At 71.6% G+C, this 21,785-nt stretch carries 13 protein-coding genes and 1 tRNA gene; 7 read left to right on the forward strand and 7 right to left on the reverse strand.

The window, feature by feature from the left end; all coding sequences use genetic code 11:
- Positions 1-3: 3 nt before the first annotated feature.
- Positions 4-1,320 (reverse strand): ABC transporter substrate-binding protein, encoded by a 1,317-nt coding sequence (locus tag ACZ44S_RS02700; RefSeq protein ID WP_466923752.1) that lies wholly within the window; start codon positions 1,318-1,320, stop codon positions 4-6.
- 247 nt (positions 1,321-1,567) lie between these two features.
- On the opposite strand from ACZ44S_RS02700, the gene ACZ44S_RS02705 reads away from it, so the two are divergent.
- Entirely contained in the window at positions 1,568-3,361 is a 1,794-nt protein-coding gene (locus ACZ44S_RS02705) for a coagulation factor 5/8 type domain-containing protein (protein ID WP_466923754.1), read from the forward strand.
- 111 nt (positions 3,362-3,472) lie between these two features.
- Here ACZ44S_RS02705 and fusA read toward each other — a convergent pair whose 3' ends face one another.
- Positions 3,473-5,521 carry an elongation factor G gene (fusA, locus tag ACZ44S_RS02710; protein WP_466923757.1) on the reverse strand — a complete coding sequence of 683 codons (2,049 nt, stop codon included), beginning with the start codon at positions 5,519-5,521 and terminating at the stop codon, positions 3,473-3,475.
- A gap of 763 nt (positions 5,522-6,284) precedes the next feature.
- Here fusA and ACZ44S_RS02715 point away from each other — a divergent pair.
- The 4 genes from ACZ44S_RS02715 (at position 6,285) to ACZ44S_RS02730 (ending at position 12,044) form a co-directional block, all read left to right on the forward strand.
- Complete coding sequence (locus ACZ44S_RS02715) at positions 6,285-7,541, forward strand: cation:proton antiporter (RefSeq protein ID WP_466923759.1); 1,257 nt, start codon at positions 6,285-6,287, stop codon at positions 7,539-7,541.
- 87 nt (positions 7,542-7,628) lie between these two features.
- Positions 7,629-8,573 (forward strand): hypothetical protein, encoded by a 945-nt coding sequence (locus tag ACZ44S_RS02720; RefSeq protein ID WP_466923762.1) that lies wholly within the window; start codon positions 7,629-7,631, stop codon positions 8,571-8,573.
- Positions 8,570-9,685, forward strand: coding sequence for a P-loop NTPase family protein (locus ACZ44S_RS02725; RefSeq protein ID WP_466923766.1), 1,116 nt, complete (start codon positions 8,570-8,572; stop codon positions 9,683-9,685). Before ACZ44S_RS02720 ends, ACZ44S_RS02725 begins: the two co-directional genes overlap by 4 nt.
- A gap of 79 nt (positions 9,686-9,764) precedes the next feature.
- A complete protein-coding gene (locus ACZ44S_RS02730; RefSeq protein WP_466923769.1) occupies positions 9,765-12,044 on the forward strand; it encodes a hypothetical protein in 2,280 nt (759 codons plus the stop codon).
- Here the strand turns inward: ACZ44S_RS02730 and ACZ44S_RS02735 are convergent.
- The 3 genes from ACZ44S_RS02735 to fxsA form a co-directional block, all read right to left on the reverse strand.
- Complete coding sequence (locus tag ACZ44S_RS02735; protein ID WP_466923774.1) at positions 12,025-13,047, reverse strand: hypothetical protein; 1,023 nt, start codon at positions 13,045-13,047, stop codon at positions 12,025-12,027. The genes ACZ44S_RS02730 and ACZ44S_RS02735 overlap by 20 nt on opposite strands.
- A gap of 49 nt (positions 13,048-13,096) precedes the next feature.
- Positions 13,097-16,792 (reverse strand): FxSxx-COOH system tetratricopeptide repeat protein, encoded by a 3,696-nt coding sequence (fxsT, locus tag ACZ44S_RS02740; RefSeq protein ID WP_466923777.1) that lies wholly within the window; start codon positions 16,790-16,792, stop codon positions 13,097-13,099.
- Positions 16,793-16,963: 171 nt separating this feature from the next.
- A complete protein-coding gene (gene fxsA / locus ACZ44S_RS02745) occupies positions 16,964-17,182 on the reverse strand; it encodes an FxSxx-COOH cyclophane-containing RiPP peptide (RefSeq protein WP_466923780.1) in 219 nt (72 codons plus the stop codon).
- Positions 17,183-17,477: 295 nt separating this feature from the next.
- Here fxsA and ACZ44S_RS02750 point away from each other — a divergent pair, with 295 nt between their 5' ends.
- Positions 17,478-18,746, forward strand: a complete 1,269-nt coding sequence (locus tag ACZ44S_RS02750; protein ID WP_466923783.1) for an FxsB family cyclophane-forming radical SAM/SPASM peptide maturase — start codon at positions 17,478-17,480, stop codon at positions 18,744-18,746.
- Positions 18,743-20,188, forward strand: a complete 1,446-nt coding sequence (locus ACZ44S_RS02755) for an aKG-HExxH-type peptide beta-hydroxylase (protein WP_466923786.1) — start codon at positions 18,743-18,745, stop codon at positions 20,186-20,188. The genes ACZ44S_RS02750 and ACZ44S_RS02755 overlap by 4 nt, the downstream gene beginning before the upstream one ends.
- 55 nt (positions 20,189-20,243) lie before the next feature.
- On the opposite strand, the gene ACZ44S_RS02760 is transcribed toward ACZ44S_RS02755, so the two are convergent.
- Both ACZ44S_RS02760 and ACZ44S_RS02765 read right to left on the reverse strand, forming a co-directional pair.
- Positions 20,244-20,331 (reverse strand) — tRNA-Leu (locus ACZ44S_RS02760).
- A gap of 238 nt (positions 20,332-20,569) precedes the next feature.
- On the reverse strand, positions 20,570-21,769 hold the full coding sequence (locus ACZ44S_RS02765; RefSeq protein WP_466923789.1) for a sugar phosphate isomerase/epimerase family protein: 1,200 nt from the start codon (positions 21,767-21,769) through the stop codon (positions 20,570-20,572).
- Positions 21,770-21,785 lie beyond the last annotated feature (16 nt).

Here is a 21,785-nt window from a genome sequence, read left to right on the forward strand (position 1 = left end):
GGCTCACTTCTTGGGCATCTGCTGCTGCGCCTTGGTGAGCGCGGCCTTCACCGAGCCGGTGGTCACCTCGCGTCCGGCGGCGGCGTCGGCGAACAGTTCCTTGATGGCCGTGCCGACGGCGGTCTCGAACTGGGACTCGTCCGGCACCTGTGGCAGGGCGACGGCGCTCTTGGCGAGGGTGTCCTTGAGGACGGCGTTGGCCGGGGAGTTGAAGGCCGGGTCCTCCTGGGCGGCCTTGACGGGCGGGATGGAGCTGTACGCCGTGTTGAGGATCTTCTGCTCGGCGTCGCTGGTCATGAACTTCACGAACTCGGTGGCGCCGTCGAGGTTGTCGCTGTTCTTGAAGACGGTGAGGTTGATGCCGGCGACCATCGAGTTGACCTGCTTGCCGGTGCCGGGGGTGCCGGACTGCACGGGCACGGGGGCGATGCCGTAGGCGTCCTCGCTCATGCCCTGGGACGTGAGGTTGGCGGAGGCGGACTGCCACAGCAGCATGCCGGTCCTGCCCTTGGCGAAGTCGCTGACCGACTGGTTCTGGGCGTACTCGGCGTTGCCCGGGGCGATGATCTTGTCCTTGGCCATGAGGTCGACGTACTGCTTGACGGCGGTGACCGCGCCGTCGTTGGTGAAGTCGGCCTTGCCGTCGGCGGTGAAGAAGTCGGCGCCGTGCTGCTTGGCGAGGACGAAGGCGTGGTGGATGTTCTCGGCGGGGTTGGACCCCTCCATGCCGATGCCCCACGTGCCGTCCCCGGACAGCTTCTTGCCGGCGGCGACCAGCTCGTCCCAGGTGGCCGGCGGGCCGTCGATGCCGGCGTCGGCGAACATCTGCTTGTTGTAGTAGAGGGCGTACGCCATCGAGTACAGCGGGACGGCGGCCGGATCCTGGCCCTCGGCGCCGGTGGAGCCGAGCGCGGAGTCGACGAAGCGGTCCCTGCCGCCGATCTTGTCGAAGTTCTCGTCGTTCCACGGCAGCAGGGCGCCGGTCGCCTGGAGCGAGGCGGACCAGGTGTTGCCGATGTTCAGCACGTCCGGGCCCTGGCCCGAGGTGGTGGCGGTGAGGATCCGGTTGAGCAGATCGGACCAGGGGACGACCTCGAGCTTGACCTTGATGCCGGTCTCCTTCTCGAACTTGTCGAGTTCGGGCTGGAGGACCTTCTTGTCGATCTCGATGCCGGCGCCCTGGTTGGAGGCCCAGTACGTGAGTTCCTTCGGCGAGTCGTTGGACCCGCCGCCCGTGCTCGAGCCGCCTCCGCAGGCCGAGGCGGCGAGTGCGAGAGACAGCATGACGGCGCCTGTGGCCGCGGCTCGGATTCTGCGCATGGCTCCTGGTGTCCCTTTCCGGGGAAGTGCGTAGGGGCGGGGCAGGGTGGCACCCCGGGAGTGCCTCATGGCTTAATTTAGGACGTGAGTTAAACCCTCCCGAGGCGGCACGTCAAGAGTTTGGACGGACTCGCCCAACTCCCGCCGCACCTCTTGACTCATACGTTCCAGGGATGAACCATTCAGCGGCGAGAGAGCGCTCCCACCACCCCACGCCGTTCACTTCCCGAACCAGGAGAGCCGCCCCATGACGTCCGACTCCCCGTCGTCCTCCCGGCCGCCCGCCCTCGGCCGCCGCACCGTCCTCGGCGCCGCGGCAGCCGCCCCCGTGCTGGCCGGACTGCCCTCGGCGGCCGCCGCCGCACCCCCGGCTCGGCGCCGAAAGCCGCGCCGGCTCAAGGGCGGTGGCGATCTCGGCCCCAACGTGCTCGTCTTCGACCCGTCCACACCGGGCATCCAGGCCCGGCTCGACGAGGTGTTCGCCCGCCAGGAGTCGGCCCAGTTCGGCACCGGCCGCTACCAACTGCTGTTCAAGCCGGGCACGTACGACGGGCTCAACGCCCAGATCGGTTTCTACACCTCCATCTCGGGGCTCGGCCTCTCCCCCGACGACACCACCATCAACGGCGACGTGACGGTCGACGCCGGCTGGTTCGAGGGCAACGCCACGCAGAACTTCTGGCGTTCGGCGGAGAACCTGGCGATCGTCCCGGTCAGCGGCACCAACCGGTGGGCGGTCGCGCAGGCCGCCCCGTTCCGCCGGATGCACGTACGCGGCGGGCTGAACCTCGCGCCGTCCGGCTACGGCTGGGCGAGCGGCGGCTACATCGCCGACAGCCGGATCGACGGCACGGTCGGACCCTACTCGCAGCAGCAGTGGTACACCCGGGACAGTTCGGTCGGCGGCTGGACCAACGCCGTGTGGAACATGGTGTTCTCCGGCGTCGAGGGCGCCCCCGCGCAGAGCTTCCCCGACCCGCCGTACACCACGCTCGACAGGACGCCCCTCTCCCGCGAGAAGCCCTTCCTGTACCTCGACGGCGACCGGTACCGCGTCTTCCTGCCCTCCCTACGCAGGGACGCGCGCGGTGTCACGTGGGGCAACGGCACCCCGCGCGGCACCTCCCTGCCGCTGGAGCGCTTCTACGTCGCGAAGCCCGGCGACTCGGCGGCGACCCTCAACCAGGCACTCGAGCAGGGCCTCAACCTGCTGCTCACACCGGGTGTCTACCGCGTCGACAGGCCCGTGCGCGTCAACCGTCCGGGCACGGTCGTCCTGGGACTCGGCTACGCCACACTGATCCCCGACAACGGCGCCACCGCCCTGAAGGTCGCCGACGTCGACGGCGTACGGCTGGCCGGCTTCCTGATCGACGCCGGGCCGGTGAACTCGCCCGTTCTGCTGGAGGTCGGGCCCCAGGGCTCGCGCCGCAGCCACGCCGCGAACCCCATCACCGTGCAGGACGTGTTCATCCGCATCGGCGGGGCGGGCCCCGGCAGGGCCACCACCAGCATGGTGGTCAACGCCCGGCACACCATCATCGACCACACCTGGGTCTGGCGCGCCGACCACGGCGACGGCGTGGGCTGGGAGACCAACCGCTGCGACTACGGAGTCGTCGTCAACGGCGACGACATCCTCGCCACCGGTCTGTTCGTCGAGCACTTCAACAAGTACGACGTGCAGTGGAACGGCGAACGCGGCCGCACGATCTTCTTCCAGAACGAGAAGGCGTACGACGCCCCCGACCAGGCCGCCGTCCAGAACGGCTCGATCAAGGGCTACGCCGCGTACAAGGTCGGCGACCGGGTCACCACCCACGAGGGCTGGGGCATGGGCAGCTACTGCTACTACAACGTCAACCCGAGCATCGTCCAGCACCACGGCTTCGCCGCTCCAAACCGTCCGGGCGTGCGCTTCCACCACCTGCTGGTCGTCTCGCTGAGCGGACACGGGCAGTACGAGTGCGTCATCAACGACACCGGAGCCCCGACGTCGGGCAGCACCACCGTGCCCTCCACGGTGGTGTCGTACCCCTGACCCCGGCGCCGGGGGGCACGCCATGGCCGACGCCGACGGCCGGGCGCGCCCCGCGGCACCGGTGGCGGCCTCTCCCGGCTCCGGGGACGGGAGGGGCCGCCGTGCACGGCCCTACCGCACGGGTGCGGAAGCCGGTGCGGGAGCGTAGCCGGTGGGCCGGGCGGTGAAGGTGCCCCGGCCCTGGGTGCGGCTGCGCAACCGGGTCGCGTAGCCGAACAGTTCGGCCAGCGGCACGGTCGCGGTGACGACCGTCGCGCCCGCCCGGGCGACGGAGCCGGTCACCCGGCCGCGCCGCGCGGCCAGATCGCCGAGCACCCCGCCCACCGCGTCCTCGGGCACGGTGACCGTCACGTCGACGACCGGCTCCAGCAGGACCATCGTGCAGGCCCGCAGGGCCTCGCGCAGTCCGAACCGGCCGGCGGTGCGGAAGGCCGTGTCCGAGGAGTCCTTCACATGGGTGGACCCGTCGGTGAGCGTGACGCGCAGTCCGGTCACCGGGTGCCCGCCCAGCGGTCCCTCGGCGAGCGCGTCCCGGCAACCGGCCTCCACGGCACGGACGTACTCCTGCGGCACGCGCCCGCCGACGACCGTCGAGCGGAACTCGAAGCCGGACTCCGGGGAGTCCAGTGCTTGCACATCGAGGACCACATGGGCGAACTGGCCCGCCCCGCCGTCCTGTTTGACGTGCCGGAACACGAACCCGGACACTCCCCGGCCGACGGTCTCCCGATGACTGACGCGCGGTCGGCCGACGTTGACGCCAAGGCCGTGGTCACGCCGGATCTTCTCCACCGCGACCTCCAGGTGCAGTTCACCCATGCCGGACAGCACCGTCTGACCGGTCTCCGGGTCGGTGCGCACGGCCAGCGAGGGGTCCTCCTCGGCGAGCCGCGCCAGTGCCGACGCCAGACGCCCGGTGTCGGTGCCCTTCAGCGCCTCGACGGCCACGGAGACGACCGGTTCGGCGACCCCCGGGGGCTCGAGGACCAGCGGGGCGTCCGGCGCGCACAGCGTCGATCCGGCGCGGGCGGACTTCAGCCCGACCACGGCGACGATGTCGCCGGCGGTCGCACGGTCCAGCCGGTCGTGCCGGTCGGCCCGCACGCGCAGGATGCGTCCGATGCGCTCGGCGCGGCGCGCGGTAGCGTCCCACACGGTGTCTCCCTTCTCGATCGTTCCCGCGTAGACGCGCAGGTAGGTCAGCCGCCCGGTGGCGGTGGCGTTCACCTTGAACGCGAGGGCGGCCAGCGGTGCCCCCGGGTCTGCGGCACGCTGCCGCTCGGTGCCGTCGTCGTGCCGGCCGCGCACCGGGGGCACGTCGAGCGGCGACGGCAGGTAGGCCAGTACGGCGTCGAGCAGCGGTTCGATGCCGCGGTTGCGGTAGGCGGAGCCGCACAGCACCACGACGGCGTCACCGCTGCGGGTCAGCTCCCGCAGGGCTTCGGTGAGCGTGCCGGTGCCGACCGCGCCCGCGTCGCAGAACTCCTCCAGCGCCCGCGGATGCAGCTCGGCGACGGCCTCCTCCAGCAGCCGGCGCCGCCGGTGCGCCTCCTGACGCAGTTCCTCCGGCACGGGCGCCGGGTCACGGGCCTCGCCCTCGTCGGTCCAGGTCAGGGCCCGCATGCGCAGCAGGTCGACGACGCCGGTGAAGGTGTCCTCCGCGCCGATCGGCAGCTGCACCGCCAGGGGTGCGGGGTGCAGCCGCTGCCGTATGGAGGCGACGGCGGCGTCCAGCTCGGCGCCTGCCCGGTCCATCTTGTTGACGAACGCGATGCGCGGCACACCGTGCCGGTCCGCCTGCCGCCACACCGACTCGCTCTGCGGCTCGACACCGGCGACGGCGTCGAACACGGCGACCGCGCCGTCGAGGACGCGCAGGGAGCGTTCCACCTCGTCGGCGAAGTCGACGTGGCCCGGGGTGTCGATGAGGTTGATCCGGTGACCGTCCCAGGTACAGCTGACGGCGGCGGCGAAGATGGTGATGCCCCGGTCGCGTTCCTGCGGGTCGAAGTCGGTGACGGTGGTGCCGTCGTGCACCTCGCCACGCTTGTGCGTGGTGCCGGTGGCGAACAGGATCCGCTCGGTGACGGTGGTCTTGCCGGCGTCGACATGGGCGAGGATGCCCAGGTTGCGGACGGTGGCAAGGGGGTTGGTGCGCATGGCCCGTGGCCTTTCGGAGATGAGGAAAGGGGCAGCGCGATTTCCCTGACGCACGGGGGCGCACACGGCCGCGAGGGTCCTCCTGCGTCGGGCTCCCGGGTGCGGCGCGGTTCAGCCGTGCGTCATGGGTGTCCGGTACCGGCCGCGCAGCGGGCACCGGGCGGCCGGAGACACCAGGATCACCTCGGAACGGTGTCCACAGCGGGGGACGACGCAGGCGACGCGGTCACGCACGGCCCGGCTCCCCTCACTCGTCACGGCGGCACTCCGCCGGTGTGGTCCGACGATGTTCCGTGAGTCTACGGAGACATGGGGGACGGGGGCACCGGGTTTTCCCGGAGGGGTGGCGTGAGGTGGCACGGCCGTGGTCACCGGCAGGTGAGGCACCGGGGCCGTCGACGGGAGGGCAAGCGTCCGGTTCTCGGCTCGGTGTGCGCCCGCCGTGCGCACACCCGCGCCCGATTCACTCGATAGCGGCCGTCCGATGGCGCCGTGTTGACTCCCCCGGCGGGTTCGGCGACGCCCTGGGAGGGGCATCGTCTGGGCAAGCGGCACAGCAACGGCGCCGTGCGGCACGACCATGCGGAGCCAGGCTTGTCAACCACCTTGCGAGAGGCCGGTGTCCTGCTTCCGGCACAGTGTGCGGGGCCCCTACGATTCACCTGCCCCGTGGCGCGTGCCGCACGGGCGCGGTGCGGGGATCGCGGAGGAGAGGACGGGCCGCCCGTGCGGGTACGAGGCCTGGACGAAGGGGGGAACGGGCATGACGGCACCACCGGAACGCGCCCGTTCGTGGCGATGGCCGACGGCTCCGCCCACACTGGTGGTCGGCGGAGCGGCCGCTCTGGTGTGCGGTGTGACAGGCGGACTGCTCCTGGACGCCACGGGCGCCGCGGACACCTCTGCCCTGGTGGACTCGGGCGGATATCTGTTCCTCGTGGGTGTGCTGCTCGCCGTCGGCCTCTACGGCAGTACGTACTCGATCGACCTCACAGCACTGCGCCATGATCTGACCGGCGTGATCGCGGCGGTCACGCTCGGCGTCGTCCTCAAAGCCGCACTGATCACCGCGGCTGTGTACGCCGTCGTCCGAGGGCCACAGGCTCTTGTCCTCGGCGTCGCGGTGGCGCAGATCGACCCCCTGTCCGTCGCTGCCCTGGGCCGGAACGGACGGATGTCCCCCCGCGCCCAGTCGCTGTTGAGGGCGTGGGCTTCCTTCGACGATCCGATGACCGTGCTGCTGACGCTGTATCTCGCGGGACTGGCCCACTCCGCGGCGGGCGAGGGGGCCGGGCCCGAGGTCGTCGACGAGGGCGCGGCCGGCTATCTGACGGGTCTGGGGCTCAACGCGGCGCTGCTGACAGGCGTACTGCTGCTGTGGTTCGCGGGCCGGCGGGTCGCGGGGCGGATGTCGGCGACTCCCGCGGTCCGCCGGCTCAAGCACACTGCCGCGGCGCTGCTCCTGATCACCATGCTCCTGCTCGCGGCGGCGGAGCATCTGATGCTCGCGGTGGCGCTGGCCGGCCTGGTGGTGCGCACGGAACTGCTCGGCAGGGCGGCGGACCGTGCTGTCGTCGGGGCCTTCGTCATCGCGTTCGCGGCGCTGGGCCTGCTGCTCGCCCACGACGTGGCCTGGTGGGCGGGGTTCGTCCTGGGACTGGCGGCCTTCGGCGCCCAGGCAGTGGTGGCCTTCGCCGTCATGCCGCTGTTCCTGCGGCGGCTTTCGCACACGGACCGCGTCGAACTGGGCCTGGCACAGCAGAACGGCATCACGGCCGTGCTCATCGCGTTGACCCTGGAACGGGACTTCCCGGGCACGGTGGCCACGGTCGGCCCCGCCATTGTCACCGTGAACGTACTGCACGGCCTCTCGCGGGCGTTGCGGGCACATCCGCCCCGTCCGTGGTCGCGCCGAGCGGTGGAGGAACGCAGTGACGCGGACGGGCGTCGTTCACCGCAGGACAAGCCGCCGGTGGGACATCCGGCGGAGTGCTCTGCGGACGAGCGGTCGATCGTGTAGGCGCGGAGCGGGAGGGTGCCGGCAGCCGTGTGCCGGCCCGGAGACGCACCAGGCGGCGGCCCCGAGAGGCCGGACGGGGAGAGGCGAATGAGACAGTGGACGGTGCAGGGCACGTGCGGGGCGGCGCGTGGCGGCCACCCGCCCGGTGCACGGCTCGCCGGCCGCTGGGCCCTGCCGCGCCACTCGCGGTTACCGGCGCTCCTGATCGCCTGCTCCGCCGTCCTTCTGTCACCGGTCGCCCCGGCGTCGGCCGCACCGTCCGCCACCGAGACGGACGACGTTCAGCTGGTGTACTGCCTGGACTCCGCCCACCGGGACGACCTCGTCGCCGCCGCCCGGCGTCTCGGTCTGCTGGACGCGGGCGGCGGTCAGGGGCCGGATTCCGTGCGTCCGAAGCGCTCCAAGACAACCATAGGGGTGGAGCGGTGGGCCGAGCGGCACAAGAAGGACTTCACCCGTGCCTGCTCCGCTCTCATGGCAGCCGACTCCGACGCGCCGTCCGCCGCCGCACAGGACAAGGGCGGGGACGGCTGGTTGCTCACGTTCGTCAAGGGACTGCCGCTGCTTCTCGCCGGCGCCCTGCTGACGGTCGGCGGCCAGATGTACGAGCGCGTGTCGTCCGAACGGCGACAGATCCGACAGCAGTTGGTCGCCGACGAGGCGGCGTTCCGCACGTCGGCGCGTACGTATCTGGCCGCCTACGAGCAGAACCCGCATGCCGACCACGCGACCGTGCACGCCGCGCGCGAGGCCCTGACCGGGACTCTGTTCCGGGTCCGAGGCCCGGCAGCCCGGCGGCGCGCCGCGCGGCGCGTCGCCGATCGGCTCCCCCTGGCCGAGCCGCTGCCGGCCTCGGAGGGCGGCCGCGTGCTCGGCACGGACGCACGGGCCGGCGAGGCGCGTCGTGCCGCCGAAGCGGTGAACGGCGTGCTGGGCGCCGTGGCGGGCCTGAACCGCTCGCTCTTCCACTGGAGCCTGCTCACCGTGCGGGAGCGGAACGCACGGCACACGACCCGGGGGGCGGCCGCATGACACATTCGGTTCAGGACAACCCGTTCGGCGTGTACGTGCCGCGCAGCAGGTCCCTGTTCCCGTGGATGGCACCGCCGCTGATGGACGACCACCCCTTGGTGCCCTGGGAGGAGGAGGGCCACGCCCGGCAGTGGGTCGACGTCGACCATGCCGAGGAGCAGGTACGCGCCTTCCGGTCGTGTCTGGACCAGCAACTCCCCCAGATGCTCATGCCGGAGGTGGACCGTGGCCATGTGGTGGTGGTCACCGGGCCGATGGGCATGGGGAAGACCACCCTCATACACCGGTGCATCCATCTGACCCGGGAACGTCTGCGGGAACTGCAGCTGGCGGCCGGCGCGAGCGAACTGCCGCCGGGAACCATCCGGCCACCACGCCCCGTGGTGGTGATGACCGGGGGATACGACAACCATGCCGGCACCATCAGCGTCGACGAACGCGGACAGTTCGCCACCACGGACGGCATCAACGGCGCCATCCGCAACAAGATCGTCTCCGAACTGCATCTGCAGTTCACCGAGGTCAAGAACCGGGTGCCGGGTGACGGTGACGTCGGCGAGACCTTCGCGGAAACCAGCCGGCTTCTCGCGGAACAGGACGCGCTTCTGCTGGTTCTCGTGCCGCACATGGACTGGCGGGACGACATGGGGTCGGTGCGCACGGAATTCCTCAAGAGCTGTCTGAGACACGCGCGCAGCAGGATCGTACTGTTCGTCGAGGTGCGTCACCAGGATCCGCGGACGGCACACGAAGACGTGATCAAGGTGCTGGGACGCCAGCCCGCCCTCACTCATCTCTCCCTCGGCAGCCTCACCCCGGAGGACACCGTGAAGTTCAGTCAGGCCGTCCGCTCCGGCCACCCCGATCCCGACGGCCGGGTACCCCCCGTACCGGACGCGCCGCGCGATCCGGACGCCTGGAGCCGGTCCGACGTACGGCAGTTGCGCAAGATGTGCTTCACCCTCGCCGAGCAGCAGCGCACGACGCACGGCCGGGTAAGGGTCACCGCCGCCGACCTGCCCTCGCCCACGCCGGATCTGGCGTCGATGATGCGCAGACCCGCTACGCCGGTGGGCGTGCCGCGGCAGCCCGCTCCACCGCCGGGCACCTGACCGGCTCGCCCACCCGCATCCGCACCCGCACCCGACCGCCGCTCGGAACGCCGCAACCGGACACACGAGGAGTGCCATCGTGGCCCCAGACAGCGACATCTGGCACAGGAACCCGTTCCCGCGCAGCCCGGTCGTGCGTCTCGGGCCCTCATCCAACCTGGGTGATCCGACGGTCCGGGGAGGCGACTCGGGCAATGCCCACCTGCGCACCCCGCTCGTCGCCGAGGTGGACAGGCTGGTCGCCGACTACTTCCCACCGCCCGCCGCCGGCGGCCGACGCGGTGTGGCCGTCGCCCTCGTCGGCGAGTTCGGGCTCGGCAAGAGTCACGCCCTGCGGCGGACGTACCAGACGGTGAGCGCTCAGCACAGCGACGCGGCCCTGTGGATCGTGGACGAACCGGCCCAGGACATGGGGCGGCTCTACCGCGACCGGCTGCGCGGCCCCGGATACACCCGCCAGGGACGCCGGGCGTTCGAGGAACTGGTGCGGGACTACTACGCCTATGTGACAGCAGGCTGGGTCGGTGCCCAGGACGACGATCCCCGTCGGGACGCGCTCCAGGAGATCGCGGCCGGCCTGCGTGACCGTACGCTCGACCCGGACAAGGTGGTCTCCGCCCTGCGGTACGACCCCGAGGTGATCCATGCCGACCTGCGCGGCACCCTGGGAGAAGTGACCGAGCACCGCACGTTCGCCACCGCGCTGGCGCTGCTCCTCGAGACGCCCTTCCAGAGCATGGTGTGGCAGTGGCTCAACGGCGAGGAACCGGCGGCCCCGCTGCGGGAGCGCGGTATCACCGAGCCGATCGGCCCCGCCCAGGGCCGCTCGGACGCCGCCTCCGGCATCGACCGGGTCTTCGACGCTCTCGCGGTGCAGGGCTTCCTGCACGGCAGGGTCGGCACACCCTACGTCCTGCTGATCGATTCCCTCGAGAAGGTGCTCGACTGGCCGGAGGACATCCGGCGCACCTTCATGGACGCCTTCGAACGTCTCGTCAACATCTATACCAGTCACGGTGGTCTGATGGTGTTCTGCACTTCGCCGGGCGGCCTGCGTGCCCTGCGGCCGAGTGTGCACGAGCGGACGGTGCAGATCTGGGCGACCGGGCTGGACGAGGGGCACACCCGGGAACTGGTGGCGCGCTATCTCGCCGCCGACGACGATGCGGCCGAGGCGCCCCGGACCGGCACCGCCCCGTTCGAGAAGGAAGCACTGCGACTGTTGCACGAACTCACGGACGGGGTACCCCGGGAGGTGCTCAAGACCTGCCGACAGGCCTGGCAGCTCAGCGAGGACGCCGAAGGCCTGGTCCGGGTGGTGCGGGGTGCGACGGTGTTGGCCGCGGTGCGCCATCTGCACGAACGGGTCACGTACCGTCAGGTGCTCGGTGAGGTGCACGACGCCCTCGATCTGGGGCAGTGGCGTGTCGCGTCCCGCGACCCCGTGCCGGCCCGGCTGTCCCGCACGCCGGGCGGCCGGGAGGAAGTCATGTACTGGCTGTCGCCGGCGCCGAACACCTATCTGGCGGTGGTCTATGCCCGGTCCGTGCTGCGGGCCGATGACGCCGAGCGGATCACCGCACTGGTGCACGGGCTGCGCGGTGCGGTGCGCCCGGGCCGGATCGAGGCGCTGCTGGTGGTCAACGGCCTGGTGTCGCAGTCGATGCAGGACCGGCTCGGGCGCTCCATCGGGTCACGGCCGCTCGTGTACCGGCCGGGCTGCGCGCAGGCGGTGCACGAGGCTCTGTTGCAGCTCGACCGGCGTCTGGCGGAGCAGGGCCGCGAGGGGGAGCTGATGGAGCTCGGTGAGCGTATGCGACGTGATCTGGAGCAGCAGTCCGCCCACCTCGAGGAGGTGCGGCGCTCCCTGGCGACGCTGACCATGGAGAGCCGTGCGGGCCTGACTTCTTCCCGGCCGGCCCGCACGCACCCTCCGGCTTCCGGTGATCCGTCGCCCGGGGTCACGGAGTTGCCGGGGCCGGTACGGCGGCGGTTCCGCGACGCGCTGGTGATGCTCGAAACCGTGACCCAGCGGGTCGCCGACCGCGCGATGGCCCGGCGCGCCGCGGCAACCGCGGGCGACCTGAGCGCTCTTGGCTGCGCCACGCTGGTGCGGACGCTCACGGAGGAGTTCCGCGGTGCCGTGACGGACTGGGCCGCTGCAGCAGCAAGCGGCACCCCGACGGAGCAGCAACTGGGCGAACTGCGCCGGATCTGCCGTAGTTACGAGTCGGCGGTCGAGATTCTGCCGGTGCATCTGCTGGGCGACTCCACGGCCCGGCATCCGCTGACGCCGGCCCGGACCGTGGAAGTACTGGCGGAGGAGGTGTGGGGAACGCTCAGCGCGGCGGTGGTGTGATGGCGTCCACGGCCGACGCAAGCTCCGCGAGGCGCTGCTCGGCGTTGTCGACCTGCCGTTGATCGAGTGTGACGCCCACCAGGAAGGAACGTGCTGAGGGCCACAGGACGATCACGGCGCCCTCCTGGACGTCCAGGACGAGCCGGTCGAGGTCGGCGTGCCCGGACACGGTGGGCGCCACGAGGCCGAGAGCGTCGGTGAGCCGGACCAGGTGGCCGCGCAGGCTGCGGGACAGGTCGCGGTAGGCGGTGCGCCGGGTGCGCACGCTGACGTCGATGAAGCGCGGGCCGAGTTCCTGCGCCTCGAACACGTCACCGACGCAGACCAGGGTCCAGTCCCGGTAGTAGCCCGCGTAGTGCAGGTCGGTGGTGTTCACGTGGGTGCGCCACAGGTCCCTGATCCGCTCCTCGTGGCCCGTGTCGGGTGACGCGGCCGTGCCGAAGTCGATGCGGGGCGCCTCGGTCCCCTGCTTGCGCGGTCGCGTTCCGGCCGCGTGGGGTTTCGCCGCTGGGTCACCACCGAGCGTTTCGTCGGGCAGGGAGTGCACCTCGGTGCGGATACGGGTGATCAGATGGTTCATCGTCTCGTCCATGGCGGCGACCCCGTCGGGGTCCTCCGCCACAGCGGCGAGGAACTCACCGGGCCGAGCCCGGCCGCCCCACAGGCCGCCGCCGTGGTTGGCCAGCACGGTGCGCATCAACTCGCCGGTGCCGAGCGGGCGCAGTACCGCTCCAAGGTCCTGGGCGCACAGCAGCAGTCGGCTGCCCGGCAGCGCCTCGTTGCGGCACTCGTCGCCCGCCTCGGTGACCAGACTGCTCAGCGGGGACCGGGAAAGGCGCAGGACCGCGAAGTCGAGGATGCCGTTGCTGAAGTGGCACAGGGATCGAATCGAGGGTGTCTCCGCCACCGCCTCCTCGCACAGTGAGGTGATCACGCCGTGGCGTTTGACGGTCCAGTGGGACTCCTTCAGCGTGTGTGTGCGCTGGGGTACTGGTGCTGCCACAGGTGCTCGCCTTTCCGTGGGTGATCAGCGGTGCTGTGTGCCGGAGTTGTCACACGCCGGGCAACTCGAGGTCGATGTCGTAGCCGGAGGGCGGCGCCGGGCGGTTGCCCGAGCCGCCTTGGAGTCGATGCAGGTGGGCGCGGACCCGGCGTCCGTCGGGCCGGTGTGCCACACCCAGGTCGCACAGGCGGGTCAGGGCGGCCTCGGCGAAACCGGCGGCCTCCTCGGTACGGCCTGCCGCCGCCAGAGTGACGGCGAGGGAGTTCTCCGCGGCGGCGACCCACGCGTGGGCCCGGCCGAGTTTGTGCTCGAGCAGGTTCGCCGCGCTCCGGCCGATCTCCTCGGCCGACCGTACATCGCCTGTCGCTCGCAGGTACACGGCGTGGCGGACATGGCAGAGTCCGGCGTAGGGGTGGCCGGGCCCGAACATGCGGGTGAGAGTCTCGGTGCACTGGCGCGCCTGGTGTTCCGCCCCGTCCGCCTTGCCCAGGGCGTGCAGGTCGGCGGCGTAACTGAACTGGCAGCGCAGGGTGTCGTAGCGCTCGGCACCGAACCGGCTGAGGTAGAGGCCCAGGGCCCGCAGGTCGCGCTCGTGGGCGAGTTCGTAGCCGTACCGGGGGTCCCGGACGGCGGGGAAGCCGTCGGCGAGACGGCGTTCGGTCACCGCGAGGCTCACCTCGGTGCGCAGACGCTCCCCGCTCCAGCTGTCGCCCAGCCGGCGCAGCCGCTGGCGCAGCAGGTCCCGGGCCTCGCCGTCGCGTCCCGTGGAGCGGTACAGGTAGGCCAGCAGGTCTGCGCTTTCCCAGGCGAGTTCGTCGTCCGCGCCCCCGACGGCCTGCCGGTGGCGGAAGCGGTTCAGGAGACGGGTCAGAGCGGCGGCGAAGCGGCCGGTGAGAGCCTCGGTGAGGGCCAGATTGTGTTCGATTTGGAGGGTGGCCGGATGTTTCCAGCCGAGGAGCAGGGTCAGTCCCTCCAGTGCGGGCCTGACTTCGAGCAGCGCGTCCTCGAACCGGCCGAGTGCCCTGAGTGTGGCCGCGTAGGAGTCCGCGGACAGAAGCGTGCGCGGGTGGGTGATGCCCAGCAGCCGGCGGTGGCCGCCCAGAGCCTCCTGCGCGAGCTGGCGTGAGCGGTCGTAGTCGCCGCGCAGCCGATGCGCACGGGCGGCGAGGTTCAGCAGGCGCAGGAACTCGGGGGACTGCTCGTCGCCGTCCAGGTGCCATTCCGTACGAGCGCGGGCGGCGATGTCGAGGAGGCGATCGAGGTCGGCGGGCTCGGCCCGTTGGCCGAGGGCCTTCAGATGGCGCAGCAGGGAGCGCCGTACCCGCGGCCGGGTGTCTTCCCACAGGCGCAGGGAATACACCTCGCGGGCCCAGTCGGCCGGCAGGTCCTCGTCCTCGTGGGAGGTGTACTCGGCGAGGACGCTGCGCAGGACCGACTCGATGTGCCGCCGCTCCGCGGGATCCATGCGTTCCCGGATGAGGTCGCGCAGCCCGTGGTGCTGGGCAAGCGGCTGCTGGGTGCGGTCGAAGTCGATGTCGATGAGGCCGACTTGGGCGAGAGACCACAGGGCGACACTGACCATGTGCTCATCGGGCAGCTGGACGTCCTCGTCGTGGTGACGGAGCCCTCCGGGATCCCGGGGTCCGTCGGCGTCGTCGTCCCGGGCGAGCTCGGACAGGATGCGCCGCGAGCGCAGAAGCTCCAGACCCATGCCACGGCCGGTGAGCAGAGAGGCTGCGTCCAGCAGCCAGCCGATGGCGTCCCGGTCGGGACTCTCGGCGCGCCAGGCGACGGCGCCCGGGGTGGTCTGGACGAAGCGCCGGGCCACCTGCACCATGACCGCGACCGAGGTCACCGTCCCGGTGTCGCGCAGCAGTTCGGTCTTGCGGGAGCGGAATTCGGCGATCAGGTCCTCGACGGCGGCGCGCAGACAGGCATCCTGGCTGAGGTGGCCCTCGCGCCGGTGCAGGGAAGTGCGTTCGGCCAGGCAATGGGCGGCGATGCGCAGCGCGTGGGGGACGAAGTCCACGACGCCGGCGACCTGACGGGCTTGTGACTCGGAAATGTCCGGTACCTGCTCGGCGAGCAGCGCGCGGGCCTCGTCAGGGTCCATCGGCGGCATCTCGAACGGGGTGAGGTGAGGTGGCCGTCCCGAGCTCGACCCGTCCGTGCGGCTCGCGCCGTCGGGGGCCGGGGGGAGCCGGCTGGTGATCAGGACGTGGCCGCGCTCATGGGGCACGGGCAGCAGACTGCGCAGGTCGGCAGGGTCGGTGACACCGTCGTAGACGAGAAGCCAACGGCCCGCGTCGGCGCCGGGACGAGACAGCCCGGTGAGCAGGCGGGACACGGTGCGGTGGGACGCGGCGCCGAGGCGTTCCCCGGAAGTGCCGAGCCGCCCTGCCAGCCGGGCGAGGCCGCGTTCCACCCGAGTCCGCTCCCAGGCGCGGACCCACCACACCACGTCGTATCCCGGTCCGATGCGGTGGCACAGCTCATGCGCGGTCTCGCTCTTGCCCCAACCACTGCGTCCGTGGAGAACCAGGCAGGCCCCGTTGGCCCCGGCCGCGCGCAGCCGGTCGTCGAGTGCGGTCAGGACGGCGTCACGGCCGACGATGCCGGGGCTGTGCGGCGCTACGTTGGAGATCTCGGGCAGTCGCGGGAACGGTGCTCCGCCCACCGTGTCGGCGGGGTCGGCGAAGCCGAGTCCCAGACCCGCGTAGAGCAGCCGCAGCGCCTCCTTCTCTCCGGTCCCCCGTAGATCGATCCGCTCGTGATGTGCCGCCGCGGTGTGCGGAAACGCCTCGTCGACCAGGACAATGCGGACGTCGGTGTGGGAGAGCTCGGCGAGCTGGGCGAGCAGCGTGTCGTCGGCGTCGCCCGGTGACAGGAACAGCAGCGCGGTCCCCTGGTCGGGGCGCTCGCCGGTGTAGGTGTCGGTCCTGCGCAATTCCGTGCGGACGTCCTTGGCCGCGAGCCGGTCACGCAGCCAGGCCGCCCAGCCGGCGTGGCGTGCGGAGTGCACGACCACGACGTCGGTGAGGCGGGCGGGGCGGCGGGCGCGCAGCCAGTCGGCGAGCCGCTCGTAGTAGGGGCGCAGCCCCTGCACGGTACCGGCTTCCTCGACCTCCACCGCGAGACTGCGGCTGTCCTCGTACACGGGGTTGTACGGGATCTCGATGAAGGGGACGTCCGGTTCCCCCAGCGCCTGGACGAGCGGGCGGAACCTCCGGCGCACCCGCTCGCGTGCGTCGCGCAGCCTGTCATGGACGCCGACGTAGCTCTTCAGTCCGAGGGTGAGCAGCCGTACGGGTCGGTCGGCACGGCGGGCCGTCACCTCCTCGGCGAGGGCACCGGCGCCGTCGATGGACCAGGCGGTCATCGCGAAGCACAGGACGAAGACGTCGGCGAAGGCGACCGCGTCGGCCGGTTCCGCCGCATCCGGCGCCTCCGGGAACGGCGCCGCGATCAGGACGTGGTCGTAGGACCGGGCGACCGGGTTCTCGGCGAGCGCGGACAGAGCCGCCCTGTCGGGCACGGCGGCTGTGTGTACGCGTCCGGGCTCCGGCGGGGGCAGTGGTGCGCCCGTGGCGGGGATGCCGGAGCGCGCGTCCACGAGGAGAACGCTGCGGTTGCCCTCGGCGAGGATGTCCCCGGCGTTGCGCAGGGTGGTCCGCAGACCGAGGTTCTCCGACGCCGCCAGGAAGACGGCGAAGGGCCCCCGGGGGGCGAGGTGGGCGTCAGGCATGGCCTCTCCGCTCGACGCGGGACGACGGGTGGAACCGAACGAAGCACGACAACCGAGCGCGGCAGGGATAAGGCATTTCTGCGCGAACACTACTAATTCGGCCATTCGGCCACGTCAGTATAGGGAGCGCCCCATAGGCTGCCGTGCGGCCCGGAACCCGTGTCACGCGCGTCATGCACTCTCTTTGTGCCCGGTGACGAACGGGTCGCCGTCCGCGCAACTTTCGTACAGCCGACGCAGGGTCGCCCCCAGTACGGTGTCGGGGAGAGCCGCGACGGCCTCGGGCGGGAGGGCCGCGATGTCGAGCACCACCGACTCGACGTCCGCCGCCCTGCTCCGGTCACCTCCCGTGCCGGCCTCCACCGGGAAGGCGGCCTCGTCAACTGCCATGGTGTCCGCTCCACGGGTCTCGGGTTCTCGGGGCGACGCGCGCCGCCCCGTCACGGGGTGATCGCCGACGTCCGGGACGCCATGGCGGTCCGTCGTCTCAGCGTAGCGCCGCGGAGTGCTCTGACGGCAGCAGACGGAGCGTGCGGACAGCGGTGAACTGCGCCTGGCGCGCCCCCCGTTGTCCAATTCATGATGTTGACGCTCGGGGCACCGCGAACGAATACTGGTCGAACAGAGTGCGCCGCCGACCGCGCCCGGCCCGAGGTCCGCGGCGTACGCCCTCGGGGGGAAGCGGATGAGCCGACCGCGACTGCGTCATGTCGAGCCGCCCTGGCCGAGCGCCGCCGACGTGACGGAGCATCGGGCAGCGGGCTGGACTCCACACCCCTTCCACGCGTTCGTCCTCAAGGTGCACAGCAGGTGCGACCTGGCCTGTGACTACTGTTACATGTACCGGGCGCAGGACCAGAGTTGGCGCACCCAGCCACGCACGATGTCGAAGGACACGGTGCTGCGCACCGCCGAGCGGATCGCCGAACACCTCTCCACACACGACGTCGACGAAGCGGGCGTGGTCCTGCACGGCGGCGAGCCCCTGCTCATGGGGGACGAGGCGCTCACGCGGACGGCCGAGGCGCTGCGCGCCGCTGTCGGCGACGGCGTCCGGCTCCATCTGTCCCTGCAGACGAACGGCACACGTCTGACGGAGGACCGCCTGGCACTGTGCGACACGTTGGGGCTGCGCATCGGAGTGAGCACCGACGGAGGGCGCGCCGCTCATGACCGGCACCGGCGCCGCGCCGACGGACGCGGCAGCCATGCTCGTGTGCGGGCGGCTCTCGAGCTTCTGTCGAGTGAGCGCCACCGGCACCTGTTCGGAGGGCTGCTGTGCACGATCGACCTGCGCAACGACCCCGTCCGCACCTATGAGGACCTGCTCGTCCACCGTCCACCGGTCCTCGACTTCCTGCTGCCGCTGGGCAACTGGGGGACCCCACCGCCGGGCCTGGACCCGGACGGCCGGCGGACACCGTACGCGGACTGGCTCTGGGCGGTGTTCGAGCACTGGTACGGGGCACCGGTGAAAAGGACGGGCATACGGCTGCTGGACGATCTGATGGCCCTGCTGCTCGGCGCCACCCCGCACACTGAAACCTGGGGCCTGTCCCCGGTGCGGTACGCGGTCGTGGACACCGACGGTTCCCTCACCCAGGACGACGCCCTGCGCACCGCGTACGACGGTGCCACTGCCACGGGGCTGGACGTCCGGCGGAACTGCTTCGACGATCTGCTCACGCACCCCGGGGTCGCGGCCCGTCAGTGGGGTGTGGACGCACTGGCCGCTCGTTGCCGTGCGTGTCCCGTACACCGCGTCTGCGGCGGGGGCCACTACGCCACGCGTTACGCACACTCCACCGGGTTCGCGAACCCCAGTGTGTACTGCGCTGATCTGGCCGCGCTGATCCGACGTGTGCGGCGACAGCTCGCGGCGGACCTGTCGCGCTCCGTGTTCCTGTCGCCGGAACCCTGTGGCCGCGAGTCCATGTCTGCGGAGGTGGCATGACGCCGGTGCGGCACCGAATGCCGGGCACGATGTTCGACGAGGTCGCCGCGGGCGGTGGCGGGTCAGCGGCCTGGCGCTTCCTGGCCCGCGCGGAACTCAGCCGGCGTCTGGCGTGCGCCTACGCGCTGACGGTCGTCGCCCGGGAGGCAGGAGGGCGGACGGCCGAGGAGGCCGAGGCCGCCTGGGACCTGCTGTCCGCCGCGGCGTGCGCGAGCGCGGATGGGGCAACGGCAGTCCTGGGCCATCCAGCAGCCGGACCCGTCCTGTCCCGGCTGCTCGCCGACCTGATGCGGGAAAAGGGGCGCGAATCCCCGCGGAACCCGCTGCCGCGGGAGGAAGCACCACAGTGGCCAGGACGTGGGGGCAGTCGTTTGCCGGAGGCGGGACGCCCGGCTCCGGTGCACTGGCTCACCGCGCTGGCCGCCGCGGCCGCTGTCCGTGCGGGCCTGCGGACGCGGGTGGGGTGGCCGGCGGACGGACCGTGGGTGGCCCTTCCGTCGCTCGGCCGGGCCCTGTTCCCGGGCACCGTCGCCGGTCAGCGGGTGGAGGTCGTCGTCGACGTGGGCGGCCGCTCCCGGATCGCGGTCACCGATCCGTGCGGCCGCCGCACGTGTGAACCGGTACCCGTGCCTGTCGACCGCTACGGCCGCACGGGCCACTGGCAGGGGGCCCACCTCCTGAACACTCTGAGCGAGGGTGCTCCCCTCCTGCTCGACGTCATGGACCAGGCACCCTTCCCGAACGCCGCCGGTCCGGCCGACGGCCTCGGGGCCGGGGAGGTCGCGCGGTGGGAAACAATGGCCCGGCGGGCGGCCGGGCTGCTGCGGGCCCACCATCCCGAACCGTACGAGGAGCTGGCGGCAGGCCCGGTGACGTTGGTGCCCCTGGCTCATCCCGGGCCGGGCCAGACCAGCGGGAGCAGCGCCGAGTCGTTCGGCTGTGTGGCGTTGTCCCGTCCGGCGACGGCGACGGGGTTCGCGGTGACCGTGGTCCACGAGATGCAGCACAACAAGCTGGCGGCGCTGCTGCACCTCTTCGACCTGCTCGAACCGGAAGGGGAAGAGAGCTATTACGCGCCCTGGCGTCCCGACCCCCGGCCGCTGGTGGGTCTGCTTCACGGCGCGTACGCGCATCTCGGCGTGGCCCGGTTCTGGGAACGCCGCCGGGAGACGGCAACGGATCCGGAGATGCGCGCCGCCGCGCACATCCAGTTCGCGCGCTGGCGTCTGGCAGCGCGCGAGGCGACGTATGTCGTCCTGTCGTCCGGCCGCTTGACCGGCCTCGGTCGGCGCTTCGCCGAGCAGACGCTCACCGCGCTGGAAACCCTGTGCCGACTGCCGGTTCCGGCAGCGGCCGTCCATCGGGCCGAGTCCGCGGCACGTGCACATCGCGCCGCCTGGCGGGACCGCAACGGGAGCGTCTGCCGTGTGCTGTCGGCCTGACCACGGACCGCCATGCGAAGATCCCCCCGGCCACTGTGTGGCCGGAGGGATCCGCTGGTGTCCGAGGGGGGACTTGAACCCCCACGCCCGATAAAGGGCACTAGCACCTCAAGCTAGCGCGTCTGCCATTCCGCCACCCGGACAAGGTGTCTGCCGCCTCGGCAGGGCATTCCCTCGCGGCGACATGGACCACCATACCAAGCTTTCGCAGTGCCTTTCACCTGCGTTTTCCGCCCCTCCCGGCGGCAGTGCACGGTGTGTGTCCGGCCGGTCACGTGCATCAGGGCCTGAGCCGGTACTCCGGGAAGTCGCCGGGCAGCCGCTCCCCCCCGTTCGCCCCTCCCGCGGCATGCGGGAGGGGCCGCCCGGTCCGTGTGCCGGTCAGCAGCGCCGCTTGCGCAGGGCCGCCATGCCGTCGTAGCTGATCTTCGCCTCGCGCAGCGACTGCGCGGGGTCGGTGGCGCTCGGGGCGTTGTCGTCCTCGACCATCGGGTTGCGGTAGTTGCGCTGCCCGACCCGCGAGAAGAACGTCGTGTAGTCGATGTCCCCGGTGCCGAAGGGCACCATGTCCCAGCCCATGCCGTTGGTGGTGTCGACGACGCCGTCCTTGGCGTGGAACAGCGGGTAGCGCCTGTTGTGGCGGGCGACCAGGGCTGCCGGGTCGAAGACGCTCTTGCGGGTGGAGCCGTCGTGGGCGGTGTAGGTGTGGAACTTGTACTGGGCGACGTGCGCCCAGAAGATGTCCATCTCCAGCCAGACGAGCCGGGGGTCGGTGATCTTCAGGAAGTACTCCAGCTTGCGGATGCCCGAGCTGCGGGTGGGCCGGCCCTGGTCGTCCAGCGGGCCGCCGTCGAGCAGGAAGCCGTAGGCGCTGTCGTGGTTGTGGGTGTAGAGCTTGATGCCCTCGCGGCGGGCGATCTCACCCATGGCGTTCCACTTGTCGGCGGCGACGTCCCAGTCGGCGCGGTAGGAGCTGCCGGTGGGGTCGCCGCCGGTGCCCATGTGGTCCATGCCGAGGATGTTGGCGATCTCCAGGTGCTTCTTGAACGTGTCCTTGTCCGCCTGGGTCAGCGGCCAGGAGGAGGGGATGAAGCCGTGGTTGCCCTGGGCGCGCAGACCGTAGTCGTCGAGCCAGCGGCGCAGCAGCTTCGCCCCCTGCACGGTCTCCAGGTTGTCGCCCCCGGGCGCGTTCGCGTGCTGGCGGTAGCCCGCGAACTCCACCTGGCGGTAGCCGTGGCGGGCCAGCTGCTTGAACACCTCGCGGAAACCGGAGGGCAGGTCGCTCGCGAGCGGGTCGCGGGCGGTGGCGTCACGGACGGTGTAGAGGATGATGCCGCGCTTGTGCGGCGGGACGAGCACATGCCCGTGCCCGTGGCCGTGCCCGTGTCCGTGGTCTCTGTCGCGGTCCTGGGCCAGGGCGGGGGACGCGCCGAAGACGGGGGCCGCGACGGCTCCGGCCGCCACGGCGGTGCATGTGCTGAGGAAGCGGCGCCTGCCCACACCGAGGCTGCGGCGCAGTCCCTCGTCCGGGGCGTCGGCGGTGGCGGCGTCGGTGCGGGTGGGGTCGGAATTCAGGGTCACGAGTGGCCTGCCTTCT

The organism is Streptomyces malachitofuscus, assembly GCF_055571035.1.